Genomic DNA, 14,995 nt, shown 5'->3' on the forward strand with positions numbered 1-14,995 from the left:
GCCGTTGTCCGGACCGGGCGGGAAAAATGGGGTTCCTGCCCAGTCAGGACTGGCTCAGAGGAGAGCAGGACAGTATCGTGACGCATGCTGAAGCGGGTCCTCACGACATGACACCGGAACGATGCCAATGAATGGCTATCTGCCGTCCCCCTGCTGCCCGTCTTTTCTCGGAAAGGCCGTACGTGCGCTGGCCCTGGCCGGCAGCCTGTGCCTGATCCTTCCCGCCGGCCTCCAGGCGGAGGAATTCCAGTTGCTGGAGGCCTTGAGCACGGCCTATGAAACGAATCCTCGCCTGAAAGCCGCGCGCGCCGAGTTGGGGGCGGTGAACGAACAGGTGCCGCAGGCTCTTTCCGGCTGGCGGCCCACGGTCCAGGTCACGACCTCGGCTGGCAAGGACCGTTCCTTCAGCGAGGGGGGCGGATTCGCCTCGGGCGTTGGCGGCAGCGGCGGGCGCGTTCAGGAAACCACCACGCCGCGTCAGGGCGCGATCGAGATCGTCCAGCCCCTCTACCGCGGAGGCAGGACTGTTGCCGGCGTTGAACGCGCCGAGAACGAGGTCCAGGCCCAGCGTTTCCGCCTGGAGAACACGGAACAGACGGTCCTGCTGGATGCCGTGACGGCCTATATGGATGTCTGGCGCGACATGGCGGAAGTTCGGCTGAACGAGAACAACGAACAACGCCTGCAGCGCCAGCTGGAAGCCACCCGGCAGCGTTTCGAGGTGGGCGAGATCACCCGCACGGATGTGGCCCTGGCCGAGTCCAGGCTGGCCGGGGCGCGGGCGGAGCGTATTGCGGCGGAAGGTCGACTGCGGTCCAGCCGCGCGGTTTTCCGTGAGGTGATCGGACGGGAGCCCGCAAAGGACCTGAGCGCTCCCGAAGCCGTCGACGGCTTGCCTGAATCCCTGGCTGCGGCCATCTCCCAGGCCGAGGAAAACAACCCCTCTGTCCAGGCCGCGGCATTCGACGAGCGCGCCGCCGAGCGCCAGGTGCGCGTGCGCGAAGGCGAGCTGCTTCCGGAAATCCAGTTGCGCGGGCGCCTGTCGGCAGGACGCGAAACCAGCTTTGCCGGATCCGCAACCGAATCGGCCAGTATCGTTGCGGAGGTCACCATCCCGATCTATCAGGCTGGACTGGTTTCCAGCCAGGTGCGTGAAGCCAAGCAGGTGAACAACCAGCGCCGCATGGAACGCGAGGTGTCCCGGCGCAATGTTCGCCAGGAAACCGTGACGGCCTGGGAGGAATGGTCCTCGTCACAGGCCCAGATCACATCACTGCAGTCCCAGGTCGAGGCCGCCGAGGTGGCCCTGGAGGGAGTGAGGCAGGAGAATGCGGTCGGTGCACGCACTGTCCTGGATGTGCTGGACCAGGAGCAGGAGCTGTTGGATGCCCAGGTCAGCCTGGTGCGGGCCCGGCGCGAGGACATCGTGGCAAGCTTTCGTTTGCTCTCGGCAATCGGGCGCCTGACGGCCTCTGATTTGGGACTTGATGTCGATTACTACGATCCGCGTGAAGACTACAAGGCCGTGCGGGATTCCTGGTTCGGGTTGAGCGTACCTTCGGAATAAGTTAATCCGATACATTCAGTGTGTTTAAGTGACACACGCGTGGGAGAGCAGCCATGAGCAATCCGGACGGCCAGAGCGAACCGTCCATGGAGGAAATACTGGCGTCCATTCGCCGTATCATCTCCGAGGACGACAAGGAGCAGAAGGACACTGCACGGCAGAACGGCGGAAAGACGCCGGGTTCTGCGGAAAGCGAGTTTGCGTCAGCGGAGTCCGGTGAGGAGGATATCCTCGATCTGACGGACAAGGCGGAGCAGGCCGGCTCCGCCGATTCGGGTGGACAGGAGGATAGCGAAGAGGCGGCCACCCTCCCACCAGACTCCGACCCCTTCGAACAGAGTGCTGCTGACGAGAGCTTTGCCGAACCGGGCGAGACGGCACCCGATCCCTTCGAGGCGCTGCAGGAGACAGGCTTTGCGGAAGAGCTCGCCAAGATGGAAGAGGACATGCCCGCTCAGGCGGATGAGCCGTCCGCTGGTGAGCGCATGCAGGATGAAGACGAGGCGGCCATGGAGAGTGCCCAGCAAGCCGAGGATGCCATGACGGAAGAGGCGCGCCAGGACGCACAGTCGGAAACGGACGACGGCAGCAAGGACGAGGGACTGGTTTCCAGTGCCACGGCGGCGGCGACAGTAGCCGTTCTGTCCGAGGCCACTCGTGATGTCCGCGGCCAGGCGCGCGCGGCCGAGGACCTGCCGATCCAGAACGACAAGACACTGGAAGGCCTGGTTCGCGAGGCGATGAAGCCGCTGCTGAAGGAATGGCTCGACCAGAATCTTGCCCCTCTGGTCGAGCGTGTCGTACGTGAAGAGGTCCGTCGCATGGTACGCCGTGCGGAGGACGACTGACGTCTAAGTTGATTCGCGGTTTTGCTCGCGGGGGCTGTCGGCCTCCACAGGTCCTGGTGTCCAGAAGAAAAAATGGCTGAACAAACTGAAACTTCTTTCAATCCCGACGAACTGGAGAAGACCTACAGGCCGTCGGAGGTCGAGGCGCGCCAGTACCAAGCCTGGCGCAACAGCGGTGCGTTCCGCTGCAATCCGGATTCCGACAGGAAGCCCTATGTCATCATGATGCCGCCGCCCAATGTGACGGGCAGCCTGCACATGGGACATGCGCTGACCTTCACCATCCAGGACATCCTGATCCGCTATCACCGGATGGTCGGACGCGATGCGCTCTGGCAGCCGGGCTCCGATCATGCCGGCATCGCCACCCAGATGGTGGTGGAGCGCAACCTGGCGGAGGAAGGCATTTCACGCCACGAACTGGGGCGCGAGAAGTTCCTGGAAAAGGTCTGGGAATGGAAGGCGCAGTCCGGGGGGGCCATCAACCAGCAGCTCAATCGCCTGGGAGCCTCTGCCGACTGGTCGCGCGAGCGCTTCACAATGGACGATGGCCTGTCCGAAGCAGTGCGCAAGGTGTTCGTTTCGCTCCACCGCGAGGGACTGATCTATCGCGACCAGCGGCTCGTGAACTGGGATCCCAAGCTGCACACCGCCATCTCTGACCTCGAGGTCCAGCAGGAAGAGGTGGACGGCCATCTCTGGCACTTCCGCTATCCTGTCGAGGGTGAGGAGGGACGCTACCTGATCGTGGCCACCACGCGTCCGGAAACGATGCTGGGCGACAGCGGCGTGGCCGTGCATCCGGAGGACGAACGCTACAACGACCTGGTCGGCAAGCATTGCATCCTGCCGCTTGTGGGCCGCCGTCTGCCGATCGTGGCCGACGACTATGCCGATCCGGAGACCGGCACCGGCGCGGTCAAGATGACCCCGGCGCACGACTTCAACGACTTCGAGGTGGGGCGCCGGCACGACCTGGAGGTGATCAACATTCTCGATCGCGACGCCTGCCTGAACGATCGGGTGCCAGAGGCCTATCGCGGCCTGGATCGCTACGAGGCCCGCAAGCGCGTGGTCGCGGACCTGGAGGCCGAAGGCCTGCTGGAGAAGGTCGAGGTGCATCGCCATACCGTGCCGCACGGCGACCGATCCGGGGTGGCCATCGAGCCCTGGCTGACGGACCAGTGGTACTGCGATGCCAAGACCCTGGCGGCGCCCTGTGTGGAGGCCGTTAAGGACGGACGCATGCGCTTCGTGCCCAGGCAGTGGGAGAACACCTTCTTCGAGTGGATGCGCAATATCCAGCCCTGGTGCATCTCGCGGCAGATCTGGTGGGGGCATCAGATTCCGGCCTGGTACGGACCGGACGGCGAAATCTTCGTGGAGGAAACGGTCGAAGCGGCGCGGGCCGCGGCTGAGGCGCATTACGGCAAGCCGGTGCAGTTGCAGGCCGACGAGGATGTGCTGGACACCTGGTTCAGCTCGGCGCTCTGGCCCTTCTCGACCCTGGGCTGGCCGTCCGACTCGCCGGAGGTCGAGCGTGATCTTGCACGCTATTATCCCGGGGATGTGCTGGTGACCGGCTTCGACATCATCTTCTTCTGGGTCGCCCGCATGATGATGATGGGTCAGCACTTCATGCACGATGTACCCTTCCGGGACATCTACATTCACGCCCTGGTTCGCGACCAGCATGGGCAGAAGATGTCCAAGTCCAAGGGCAACATCATCGACCCCCTGGAAATGATCGATAATTACGGCAGCGATTCGCTGCGCTTCACCCTGGCCGCACTGGCGGTGCCGGGGCGCGACGTGAAGCTCGATCCCGCGCGTGTGGAAGGCTATCGCAATTTCATAACGAAGCTCTGGAATGCTGCACGCTTCTGCCTGATGAACAAAGCGGTTCTACCGGACGGCTACGACCCCTCCGCCAACACGACGGCGCTCAATCGCTGGATCGTCAGCGAGATCTGCGAGCTGCGTGCCGACATCGACACCGCGCTTGAAAACTATCGTATCGATGATGCGGCCGGGCGCCTCTATCACTTCATCTGGCACAGCTTCTGCGACTGGTACATCGAGTTCGCCAAGCCGGCGCTGGACAATGCCGAAAGTGCAGGGGAGACGCGGGCCACTATGGCCTGGACCATGAATGCGTTGTTGCGGCTCCTGCATCCCTTTGCGCCGTTTGTCACCGAAGAGCTCTGGAGTCGTTTCGGTGGGGACGGGCTGCTGATCACCGCGCAGCTGCCCGACGACCGGCAGGATTTGCGCGCCCCCTCCGCAGTGGACGAGATGGAGTGGCTGATTGCCCTGATCTCGGAAATCAGGACCCTGCGCGGCGAGATGAATGTGCCGCCTGGCAGTCGCGTATCACTGGCCGTCAAGGAAGCTTCCGATAAGACGCATGAGCGCCTTGAGCGTCATGCCGGACTGTTGAAGCGGCTGGGGCGTGTGGAGTCACTGGACACCTCTGTCAGCGAATTGCCGGCTGACGCCGCGACCTTCGTGATGCAGGAAGCGACCATGGGCATTCCCCTCGGCACCGTCATCGACATTGCCGAGGAGCGCCAGCGCCTCAACCGGGAACTGGAAAAGCTCTCCAGGGAAATCGAGAAGCTGGACGGCAAGCTGTCCAACGAGCAATTCCTCGAGAAGGCGCCAGCTGCAGTGATCGAGGAGCAGCGCCAGCGCCGCGATCAGATTGCCCAGAGTCGTGACAAGCTGGCCGGCAGCCTGGAGCGTCTCTCGGGCCTGTAAGCCGTGTGGATCAACTGTTGTGCGTCGTACAAAAAGGCCGTGGAGCTAACCGCCAGCTTTCGTTAGTGTCTCAATAAAGGACAGCCGTCCAAGATAAGTTCTGTACGCCATCAGGAGACTGATCCCATGCCCCTCGATTCCCCCAAGAAGAAATACGACAAATCCCGCCTGCCGAGCCGTCATGTTTCGGTGGGGCCGGGAAAGGCGCCGCATCGTTCCTATTACTACGCCATGGGATTGACGGAAGAGCAGGTGCAACAGCCTTTTGTCGGCGTGGCTACCTGCTGGAACGAGGCCGCTCCCTGCAACATCGCGCTGTCGCGCCAGGCCCAGGTCGTGAAGAAGGGTGTCGACACGGAAGGCGGTACGCCGCGCGAATTCACCACGATCACGGTGACCGACGGGATTGCCATGGGGCACCAGGGCATGAAGTCCTCCCTGGTCAGCCGCGATGTCATTGCCGATTCCGTGGAGCTGACCATGCGCGGGCACTGCTATGACGCCCTCGTCGGCCTGGCCGGCTGCGACAAGTCCCTGCCGGGCATGATGATGGCCCTGCTGCGCATGAACGTGCCGGGGGTCTTCATGTACGGCGGCTCGATCCTGCCCGGTCGCTACAAGGGCCGGGACGTGACGGTCCAGGACGTCTTCGAGGCGGTCGGCTCGCATCAGGCCGGCAACATGAACGATGAGGACCTGCACGAACTGGAATGCGTGGCCTGTCCGTCGGCGGGTTCCTGCGGCGGGCAGTTTACCGCCAACACCATGGCCTGTGTCTCCGAGGCGATCGGGTTGGCCCTGCCGGGATCCGCAGGGGCGCCGGCACCCTATGAAACCCGGGATGCCTATGCCGAGGCGAGCGGAGAGGCGGTCATGCGCCTATTGGCGGACAACATCCGCCCGCGCGACATCGTCACCCGCAAGTCTCTGGAGAATGCGGCCCGCATCGTCGCCGCCTCGGGCGGATCCACCAACGCGGCTCTGCACCTGCCGGCCATGGCGCACGAGGCGGGAATCGACTTCGACCTGCATGAGGTGGCGCGCATCTTCAAGGAGACACCCTATATCGCCGACCTGAAGCCGGGCGGGCGTTACGTGGCCAAGGATCTCTTCGAGATCGGCGGGGTGCCTGTCCTGATGAAGGCCATGCTGGAAGGCGGCTACCTGCACGGGGACTGTCTGACGGTCACCGGCAAGACGATGGCGGAGAACCTCGAGGATATCGTCTTCCCGACCGATCAGGACATCATCCGGCCGGTCAGCGACCCGATTACCAAGACCGGCGGCGTGGTTGGCCTGCGCGGCACTCTGGCTCCCGAAGGCGCCATCGTGAAGGTGGCCGGCATGAAAAACCAGAAGTTCCGTGGCACGGCCCGCTGCTTTGATAGCGAGGAGGAGGCTTTCGAGGCCGTCCAGCGGCGCGACTACAAGGAGGGTGATATCATCGTCATCCGCTATGAAGGCCCCAAGGGCGGGCCGGGCATGCGCGAGATGCTCTCCACCACCGCCGCCATCTATGGCCAGGGCATGGGCGACAAGGTGGCGCTTATCACGGACGGCCGTTTCTCGGGTGCGACGCGCGGCTTCTGCATCGGTCATGTGGGTCCGGAAGCTGCGGTCGGCGGCCCGATCGGCCTCCTGGAAGACGGGGATATCATCGTCATCGATGCCGTGGAGGGCGTGCTGGACGTCGAGCTGTCCGAAGAGGAACTGGATACCCGCCGCAAGAAGTGGCAGCCGCGCGGGACAGATTACAACTCCGGTGTTCTCTGGAAGTATGCCCAGACCGTCGGATCCGCCGAGAAGGGCGCCGTGACCCATCCGGGTGCGAAGTCGGAAACGCATTGCTATGCAGATATTTAAGATATATACTTAAAGCATAATTCGAAAAGGCGGATGGGAGAAGGACCTCTCATCCGCCTTTTTCATGCCGGAGATCTACGGGACTACTTGCGCCTGAAATCCTTGCGCAAACGGAGACCCTGCGGCGGCTGGCGCCCGTCGAGCAGGGGGACGGCGTTGCGGCGAAACGGGATGACCAGCAGCAGTCCCGCGAAGAAGCCGCCGATATGGGCCCACCAGGCCACACCCTGATAGCCCTCGCCGCCAGTGGCCCCCATGACCTGCATGACGAACCATACGATCAGCAGGATCCAGGCAGGAATGAACAGGGGAATGATGATGATCGGCACCAGGATCTTCGAGCGTGGGTGCAGCAGAAGATAAGCGCCCAGGACTCCGGAGACGGCGCCGCTGGCCCCGATGGTGGGCACCGTTGCCCCGCTGTTGAGCAGGAAGTGGGTCAGGCCGGCCGCGATCCCGCAGAGCAGGTAGAAGATCAGGAAGCGAAGATGGCCCATGGAGTCTTCGATGTTGTCCCCGAACACGAAGAGGAACAACATGTTGCCCAGCAGGTGCATGAAACTGCCATGCAGGAACTGGTAACTGATGAGTGTCAGGAAGGGTGGAAGCTGTTCCAGTTCCGGCGACAGGGAAGCGGTGCCGCCCAGCAGGGCGGGGATGAATCCGAACCCGTGTATGATCGACAGATAGCGGTGGCTGCCGCCGGCGGTCTGTTCGAAGTAGATGTAGACACAAAGCGCGATCAGTCCCCAGGTTACCCAGGGGTAGCGCAGGAAGCGCCGCGGATTGTTGTCCATGAGGGGCAGGAAGGCCATGCTCTGTGCCTGCTTTCCGAAAGCCGGCTCAGGCGGCTATCTCGCACCAGATCGGCGTGTGATCCGAGGCTTTCGATTCTCCTCGGGGGCCCTTGTCTATCTCGCAGTCTTCCAGACGGTCCGCAGCCTGGGGCGAGAGCAGCAGGTGATCGATCCGGATACCATGATCCGCATCCCAGGCCCCGCGCTGGTAATCCCAGTAGGTGAAGGCTCGGGTCTGGTCCGGGTGCAGGGCGCGATAGGCGTCGGTATAGCCGCCGTAGACGACCCGCCTCAGCGCGGCACGGCTTTCCGGCTGGAACAGGGCATCGTCCTTCCAGGCGTCCACGTCGTAACAGTCCCTGCCTTCCGGAATGACATTGTAATCGCCGCCCAGAACAACAGGCTGCTCGCTGGCGAGCAGTGTACGGGAATGGGAAAACAGGCGCTGCATCCAGCGCAGCTTGTAGGAAAACTTCTCGCTGTTCAGAGGGTTCCCGTTGGGAAGGTAAATGGAGGCAACCCTGATCCCGAACGTCGTTGTCTCGACGTAGCGGGCCTGCTCGTCGCTTCCATCGTCTCCGGGCAATTCCTGGAGCGGGTCCTCCAACGTGTCCTTCGAGAGGATCGCCACGCCGTTATAGCTCTTCTGGCCCTTGACGAGGCAGTTGTACCCCCGTTCCTCGAACTCCAGCCGCGGAAAGGAGTCGTCCTGGCATTTCAGTTCCTGGAGCAGCACGACATCGGGAGAGGCTTCGTCCAGCCAGGCGAGGACATTGGGCAGACGGGCCTTGATGGAGTTCACGTTCCAGGCTGCAAGCTTGACCATGGGACTCCTTCGCGCTTTGAAACCGATGACTGACTATAGCACCGGCGCCCGGTTTGTTCAGCCTGAACGCGTCCGGTTCTCTGCGTGGCCGGCTTGCTCAGATGGAAAAGCTTGTGCCGCAGCCGCAGGACGAGGAGGCATTGGGATTCCGGATAGAAAAGTAGGACCCAATCAGGTCTTCGATGAAATCCACTTCGGAGCCGCCGAGCAACTCCAGGGAAATGGAATCCACGACGACCCGGGCTCCAGCCTTTTCAAACACCTGGTCATCGTCATTGATGGTGTCGTCGAAGGCGAAGGAATACTGAAAACCACTGCACCCTCCGCCGGAAACGGTGACCCGCAGCATCATGTCAGGCGTTTCCTCGGCTTGCGCGAGGGTCTTGATTCGCCGGGCCGCATTGTCGCTCAGGCTGAGGACAGCCTGTTCATTCCCAGCCCCGTCATTCAATGTGTCTGGCGATTCCGTTACAGCCGTCATGACTCCACATCCGTCCTTCGGTTCAGTACTCAATATGTAATCCAGAATCCTTTGTGATTAAAGAGAGGCAAACGTTAAACTCGCAATTGCCAGTGCCATCTCTGTTACGTAGTGTTCATCCCATCATGAGAAAACCTTCATCCTTTGCGCCTTATGCGTGCTTCCCCGAAGAGACACGCGGACGAAAGCTGCCCGAGGATGAAAGCCTGACCCGATCCGTCTTCCAGAGAGACAGGGATCGCATCATACACTCCGGGGCGTTCCGGAAACTGCAGTACAAAACCCAGGTCTTCGTCTATCACGAGGGCGACTACTATCGCACGCGCCTGACTCATTCCCTGGAAGTGGCCCAGATCGCACGTTCGATCAGTCGGCAGCTCCAGTTGAACGAGGATCTCGCCGAAGCCGTCGCCCTGGCGCATGACCTTGGCCATACGCCGTTCGGGCATGCTGGCGAGGATGCCCTGAAAGGGGCAATGGAGGCGTACGGCGGCTTTGACCACAATGAGCAGACCTTTCGCATCCTGACGCAGCTCGAAGCCCGATATGCCGCCTTCGACGGGCTGAATCTGACCTGGGAAACCCTCGAAGGCGTGGCCAAGCACAACGGACCCGTCCACGTGCCCCGTGAGAGCATGAAGCTCTATTGTCGGGAGTTCGATCTGGAACTGGACAGCCATGCCAGTGCGGAAGCGCAAGTGGCGGCGCTGGCCGACGACATCGCCTATGTAAACCATGACCTGGACGATGGTCTCAGAGCCCAGCTTTTCGCGGTTTCGGACCTCATGGACCTGCCGTTGCTGGGCAAGCTGTTCCACCGGGTGCGCCGAACCTATCCCGGGATCGAGCAAGGGCGGCTGATCCACGAGGTCATTCGGCGCTTGATCGATGCCATGGTCAATGACCTGCTTCAGGAAACCCGGTTGCGGCTTGAACAGGCCTGTCCGGGCAATGCCGGAGAAATCCGCGCGCTATCGCGGCCTGTGGTGGCCTTCTCCGAGGAAATGCGTCACGACATCGAAGTGCTGCGCGGTTTCCTCTTCCAGCGGATGTATCGTCATTATCAGGTCAACCGCATCACCTCGAAGGCGCGTCGGGTCCTGAAGCAGCTCTTCGACGTATATCTCGAAGAACCCAACTGCCTGCCTCACGACTGGCAAAGCAAGCTTGACATGTCTGCCGGAGCGGGCCAAAGGGCACGGATTGTCGCGGACTATGTGGCGGGCATGACAGACCGCTATGCGCTGGAATCGCACGAGACCCTCTTCAATCCCTACATCCGACTTTGATTTGTAAAAGATGAATATCTTCAATCAGTTCGAGGAGCAGCTGCGTGCCTCGATCAATAACCTGAACACAGCCGGTGATCTGCCGGACGGACTGGATCTGACGCGCGTCACGGTGGAGCCGCCGCGCGATCCGGCGCATGGGGATCTTTCCACCAATGCAGCCATGGTTCTGGCAAAGCAGGCCGGGCGCAAGCCGCGCGAGGTTGCCGAACTCATTTCCAACCGGCTAGGTGACCTGGAGGGGGTGGAAAGCGTCGAGATCGCCGGGCCCGGCTTCATCAACCTGCGCCTGCGGGACGCCTTCTGGCAAAAGCTGCTTTCGGAAATACTGAAGGCGGGCGAGACCTATGGGGATTCCCGCATCGGGGCGGAGCGGAGCGTGAATGTGGAATACGTCTCCGCCAATCCCACGGGCCCGCTGACCGTCGGACATGCGCGCGGCGCCGTGGTGGGAGATGCCCTGGCGTCCCTGTTGCAAAAAACCGGACACCGGGTAACGCGGGAATATTACGTCAACGATGCCGGAGGGCAGGTCGACACCCTGGCGCGCTCCGTCTACCTGCGCTATCGCGAAGCCCTGGGCGAGGACATCGGGCAGATCCCGGAAGGTATGTACCCGGGTGAATATCTCCGTGAGGTCGGACAGGCGCTGGCGGACAGGGACGGGCGTACATGGATGGAGGCCGGGGAAGCCGAGTGGTTGCCCGCCGTTCGCGCGTTCGCGGTCGAACGCCTGATGCTGCTGATTCGCGAGGACCTGAAGGCAGTGGGCATCGAGCATGACGTGATTCGCTCGGAAAAGGAACTGGTCGACGACGGGGCGGTCCAGGCCGTGGTGGAAACCCTCAAGGCCAAGGACCTGCTCTACACGGGTGTCCTCGAACCGCCGAAGGGCAAGAAACCCGAGGACTGGGAAGCACGCCCGCAAACCCTGTTTCGCGCAACGGACTTCGGGGATGACGTGGACCGCCCGATCCTGAAGTCCGATGGTTCCTGGACCTATTTTGCCAACGACATGGCCTATCATCTTGATAAGGCCCAAAGAGGCCACGATACCCTGATCGATGTCCTGGGGGCGGACCACGGCGGTTACGTCAAGCGAATGAAGGCCGCGGTCAAAGCCCTCACGGACGATCAGACCTCGCTGCACATCATTCTTTGCCAGCTGGTGAAGCTGACCCGCGAGGGGCAGGAGATCAAGATGTCCAAGCGGTCCGGCAACTTCGTCACGCTGCGCGAGGTGGTGGATGAAGTGGGCAAGGACGTCCTGCGCTTCATCATGCTGACCCGCAAGAACGATGCACCGCTTGATTTCGATCTGGCCAGGGTCATGGAGGAGTCCAAGGACAATCCGGTCTTCTATGTCCAGTATGCCCATGCGCGCATCTGTTCGGTCCTGCGTCACGCGGACAACGAACTGCCCGCCCTCGGGCAGGATCTGAGTCAATTGTCGGACGCTCCGCTGGATCGCTTGACCGACTCCGCCGAGCTGGCCGTCATTAAGATGCTGGCGGCTTGGCCACGCTTGCTGGAGGCATCGGCCCAGGCGTACGAGCCGCACAGGATCGCCTTCTACCTGGACGACCTGGCGGCGCATTTTCACGGGCTCTGGACCAAGGGCAAGGATAACGAGGAGCTGCGCTTCCTCCTGCCCTCCGATCCGGATCTGACCCGTGCCCGGCTGGCCCTGCTCAGGGCGGTTGCTCTGGTCATTGCCTCCGGATTGAGTATCTTCGGGGTGCGCCCTGTCGAGGAGATGCGTTGATGACCTACGACCCCCGTTTTTCCTGGAACGAGGAGGACAATCCCGGCGAACTGCAAGGCGAACAGCGCACCCCCAGGAAACAGACGGGACGGGGAGGCGGCGCTGGCCGCCGGATTGTTCCGGCCCTGTTGGCGATCGGCGGTCTGGTGCTGTTCGCCGGCATTGTCTGGTATGCCTATTCTTGGGGCCGCAGCGACGGCGCCTCCGAGGCCATTCCCGTCGTGCAGGCGCCCGAAGGGGCGGAAAAGGAACGCCCTGAAAATCCAGGGGGAATGGAAGTGCCCTACCAGGACACACTGGTCCTGAATCCCGGCAACAGCGAGAACGAGGACGAGAGCGTGGAACGCCTGCTCCCTCCTCCCGAGGAGCCCGTGGAACGGAGCGAAGAGTCGGACGTGGCCGCGACCGCCGCCGACGCCACGGGAGAAACCGAGGCGCCCGAGGAGACTGCCGGATCCGAGACGTCCCAGGACGCCCAGGAAAGCCAGGAAACGCCTGTACAGGAAGATCAGACGGACCCTGCCGACTCCGAAGCCCAGGACACGGCACAGCCTGAAGAACAGCCGGCCGAGATGGAAGATTCGGCCACTTCGCAGACAGCGGAGATTTCCGGTGAAACGGACGTGCCCGAGCCGGCCGGAGATGACCCCGAGGCTGCTGCTCAGGGAGACCCTGGCACCCAGGACACGGCTGACAGCAGTCAGACTGTCGCTGACGCCTTTCGTATCCAGCTGGCGGCGGTGCGGTCCAACGAAGCAGCACAAGCGGAATGGCAGCGCCTGCAGAACAAACACGAGGAGCTTCTGGGACCGCTCTCACTCAACATCGAGCGCGCAGACCTGGGCGAACAGGGTGTCTACTACCGGATCCAGGCCGGTCCGCTTTCAGACGAGGCGGCTGCGGACACCCTGTGTTCGGACCTGCAGGCCCGGGATCAGGCCTGCCTCGTCAGAAGCCCGCAATGAACAGGCAGAGGGCAGGGGAACGGCCGCCGCTGGCGGCGATCTTCGGCTGTGAGGGCACGGAACTGACAGCCTGGGAAAGGGATTTCCTTCGCAGCCACAATCCCCTGGGCTTCATTCTCTTTGCCCGGAATGCCGCATCGCCGAGCCAGGTTCGCGAACTGGTGGATTCCCTGCGTGAAACGGTCGGACGCGAGTCGGCCCCTGTTCTGATCGACCAGGAGGGCGGTCGCGTTCAACGGCTCAAGCCCCCGCAATGGCGCAGGCTGCCTCCGGCAGAGCCCTTTGGCTGGTTGTGGAACGATGCGCCGGAAAAGGCCTGCCGCGCGGCCTGGCTGCATGGCTACACCATCGCGGGGGAACTTTCCGGGCTCGGCATTGACGTGAACTGTCTGCCCTGCCTCGATCTGCGGGTTCCGGGCGCGCACGACATCATCGGGGACCGCTCCTTCGGAGCGGATCCCCGGCAGGTGGCGCAGCTGGGCCAGGCGGTGTGTGACGGGCTGCTGGCGGGAGCGGTCATTCCGGTTGTCAAGCATATCCCCGGCCATGGCCGTGCCCTGGTCGACAGCCATGAGAGCCTGCCGCGAGTCGAGACTTCGCTCGCCGAACTCGAGACTTCGGATTTTCTCCCCTTTCAGAGCCTGGCCGGCGCTCCGTGGGCCATGACGGCGCATGTGGTCTATACAGCCGTGGACGAGGAAGAACCGGCCACGACCTCCTTGCGGGTCGTGCAGGACATCATTCGCGGCAAGATCGGCTTTGACGGCCTGCTGTTGTCCGATGATATCTCCATGAAGGCCCTGAAAGGGGACTTCGCATCCCGCACCGAGAAGGCCCTTGCAGCGGGCTGTGACGTGGTCCTGCACTGCAATGGAGAGCGCGCAGAGATGGAGGCGGTGGCCGCTGTTGCCGGCCCGCTGTCCGAGGCGGCCTTTCAGCGTCTCGAAAAAAGTCTTCAGGCCCGGGGAGGGGACGGGTTACCCTTCGAGGAGGCCTTGAACGAACTGGGAGGTCTGCTTCCTTGAGCAGTCCGGATTTTGCCGAGGATGAAAAGCCCCGCGTGGGCACTGCAGAAGACGAAGAGAAGCTGCGCCTCGATCTCGAGGGCTTCGAAGGCCCCATTGACGTCTTGCTGCAGCTCTCGCGGGAGCAGAAAGTCGACCTGACCCGCATTTCCATCCTGGCACTGGCGGAACAGTACCTTGAGTTCATTCGGGCCGCCCGCCAGCTGCGCCTGGAACTGGCGGCCGACTATCTGGTCATGGCGGCCTGGCTGGCTTACCTGAAGTCACGCTTGTTGCTGCCGGAGCCGGAAGACAGCGAAGAACAGCCCAGCGGAACGGAAATGGCCGCTGCCCTGCGCTATCAGTTGCAGCGCCTGGAAGCCATGCAGACGGCAGGCGAGGAGCTCTTCGAGCGCCCGCAATTGTCCCGGGAGCGCTGGCCGCGTGGCATGCCGGAGGATCTCTCTCCCGAACGCCGAGTCGTCTACGACGTCAGTCTCTATGACCTGCTCCAGGCCTATGGCCATATGCGAGCGAAGGAGGCTGCGCCCTCGTCCCTGAAGGTACTGTCACTCAATCTCTATTCGGTGGAATATGCCGTAAAGCGCCTGTCCGGACTTCTCGGGCGAACGCCGGGATGGCATACGCTCATGACATTCCTGCCTGCCGACCTGCAGGACGGGCTTTCCCGGCGGTCGGCAATGGCCAGCACCTTCGTGGCCAGCCTGGAGCTCTGCAAGTCGGGACAGCTGGAAATCCGCCAGGACGGCGTCTTCGGGCCGATCTATCTGCGCGCGCGGGACGTGGCACAGTCAGTTGAAGACAGTTGA

12 protein-coding genes are annotated in these 14,995 nt (G+C 62.6%); 9 read left to right on the forward strand and 3 right to left on the reverse strand.

Annotated elements, in window-relative coordinates; genetic code table 11:
* Nucleotides 1-127 precede the first annotated feature (127 nt).
* The 4 genes from ACFOW6_RS06990 (at nucleotide 128) to ilvD (ending at nucleotide 7,038) form a co-directional block, all read left to right on the forward strand.
* Complete coding sequence (locus ACFOW6_RS06990) at nucleotides 128-1,567, forward strand: TolC family outer membrane protein (protein ID WP_382421619.1); 1,440 nt, start codon at nucleotides 128-130, stop codon at nucleotides 1,565-1,567.
* 53 nt (nucleotides 1,568-1,620) lie between these two features.
* Nucleotides 1,621-2,415, forward strand: a complete 795-nt coding sequence (locus ACFOW6_RS06995; protein ID WP_382421620.1) for a DUF2497 domain-containing protein — start codon at nucleotides 1,621-1,623, stop codon at nucleotides 2,413-2,415.
* 72 nt (nucleotides 2,416-2,487) lie between these two features.
* Nucleotides 2,488-5,175, forward strand: a complete 2,688-nt coding sequence (locus ACFOW6_RS07000) for a valine--tRNA ligase (protein ID WP_382421621.1) — start codon at nucleotides 2,488-2,490, stop codon at nucleotides 5,173-5,175.
* Between the two features lie 126 nt (nucleotides 5,176-5,301).
* Nucleotides 5,302-7,038: a dihydroxy-acid dehydratase gene (gene ilvD, locus ACFOW6_RS07005; RefSeq protein WP_382421622.1), complete on the forward strand. Its 1,737-nt coding sequence runs from the start codon at nucleotides 5,302-5,304 to the stop codon at nucleotides 7,036-7,038.
* Nucleotides 7,039-7,121: 83 nt separating this feature from the next.
* On the opposite strand, the gene ACFOW6_RS07010 is transcribed toward ilvD, so the two are convergent.
* The 3 genes from ACFOW6_RS07010 to erpA all read right to left on the reverse strand — a co-directional run bounded on the left by ACFOW6_RS07010 (nucleotide 7,122) and on the right by erpA (nucleotide 9,142).
* Nucleotides 7,122-7,853, reverse strand: a complete 732-nt coding sequence (locus ACFOW6_RS07010) for a rhomboid family intramembrane serine protease (protein ID WP_382421623.1) — start codon at nucleotides 7,851-7,853, stop codon at nucleotides 7,122-7,124.
* Nucleotides 7,854-7,881: 28 nt separating this feature from the next.
* On the reverse strand, nucleotides 7,882-8,661 hold the full coding sequence (locus ACFOW6_RS07015; RefSeq protein ID WP_382421624.1) for an exodeoxyribonuclease III: 780 nt from the start codon (nucleotides 8,659-8,661) through the stop codon (nucleotides 7,882-7,884).
* A gap of 97 nt (nucleotides 8,662-8,758) precedes the next feature.
* Complete coding sequence (gene erpA / locus ACFOW6_RS07020) at nucleotides 8,759-9,142, reverse strand: iron-sulfur cluster insertion protein ErpA (RefSeq protein ID WP_382421625.1); 384 nt, start codon at nucleotides 9,140-9,142, stop codon at nucleotides 8,759-8,761.
* A gap of 125 nt (nucleotides 9,143-9,267) precedes the next feature.
* On the opposite strand from erpA, the gene ACFOW6_RS07025 reads away from it, so the two are divergent.
* The 5 genes from ACFOW6_RS07025 to ACFOW6_RS07045 are packed head-to-tail and all read left to right on the forward strand — an operon-like array spanning nucleotide 9,268 to nucleotide 14,995.
* Nucleotides 9,268-10,431 (forward strand): deoxyguanosinetriphosphate triphosphohydrolase, encoded by a 1,164-nt coding sequence (locus ACFOW6_RS07025; protein ID WP_382421626.1) that lies wholly within the window; start codon nucleotides 9,268-9,270, stop codon nucleotides 10,429-10,431.
* A gap of 10 nt (nucleotides 10,432-10,441) precedes the next feature.
* Entirely contained in the window at nucleotides 10,442-12,196 is a 1,755-nt protein-coding gene (gene argS / locus ACFOW6_RS07030; RefSeq protein WP_382421627.1) for an arginine--tRNA ligase, read from the forward strand.
* Entirely contained in the window at nucleotides 12,196-13,161 is a 966-nt protein-coding gene (locus ACFOW6_RS07035; RefSeq protein WP_382421628.1) for an SPOR domain-containing protein, read from the forward strand. Before argS ends, ACFOW6_RS07035 begins: the two co-directional genes overlap by 1 nt.
* Entirely contained in the window at nucleotides 13,158-14,186 is a 1,029-nt protein-coding gene (gene nagZ / locus ACFOW6_RS07040) for a beta-N-acetylhexosaminidase (protein ID WP_382421629.1), read from the forward strand. Before ACFOW6_RS07035 ends, nagZ begins: the two co-directional genes overlap by 4 nt.
* The gene (locus tag ACFOW6_RS07045; protein WP_382421630.1) at nucleotides 14,183-14,995 is read left to right on the forward strand and encodes a segregation and condensation protein A; all 813 of its coding nucleotides are present in this window, start codon (nucleotides 14,183-14,185) and stop codon (nucleotides 14,993-14,995) included. The genes nagZ and ACFOW6_RS07045 overlap by 4 nt, the downstream gene beginning before the upstream one ends.

The sequence above is a fragment of the Fodinicurvata halophila genome (genome assembly GCF_042651425.1).
Lineage (GTDB): Bacteria > Pseudomonadota > Alphaproteobacteria > Kiloniellales > DSM-21159 > Fodinicurvata > Fodinicurvata halophila.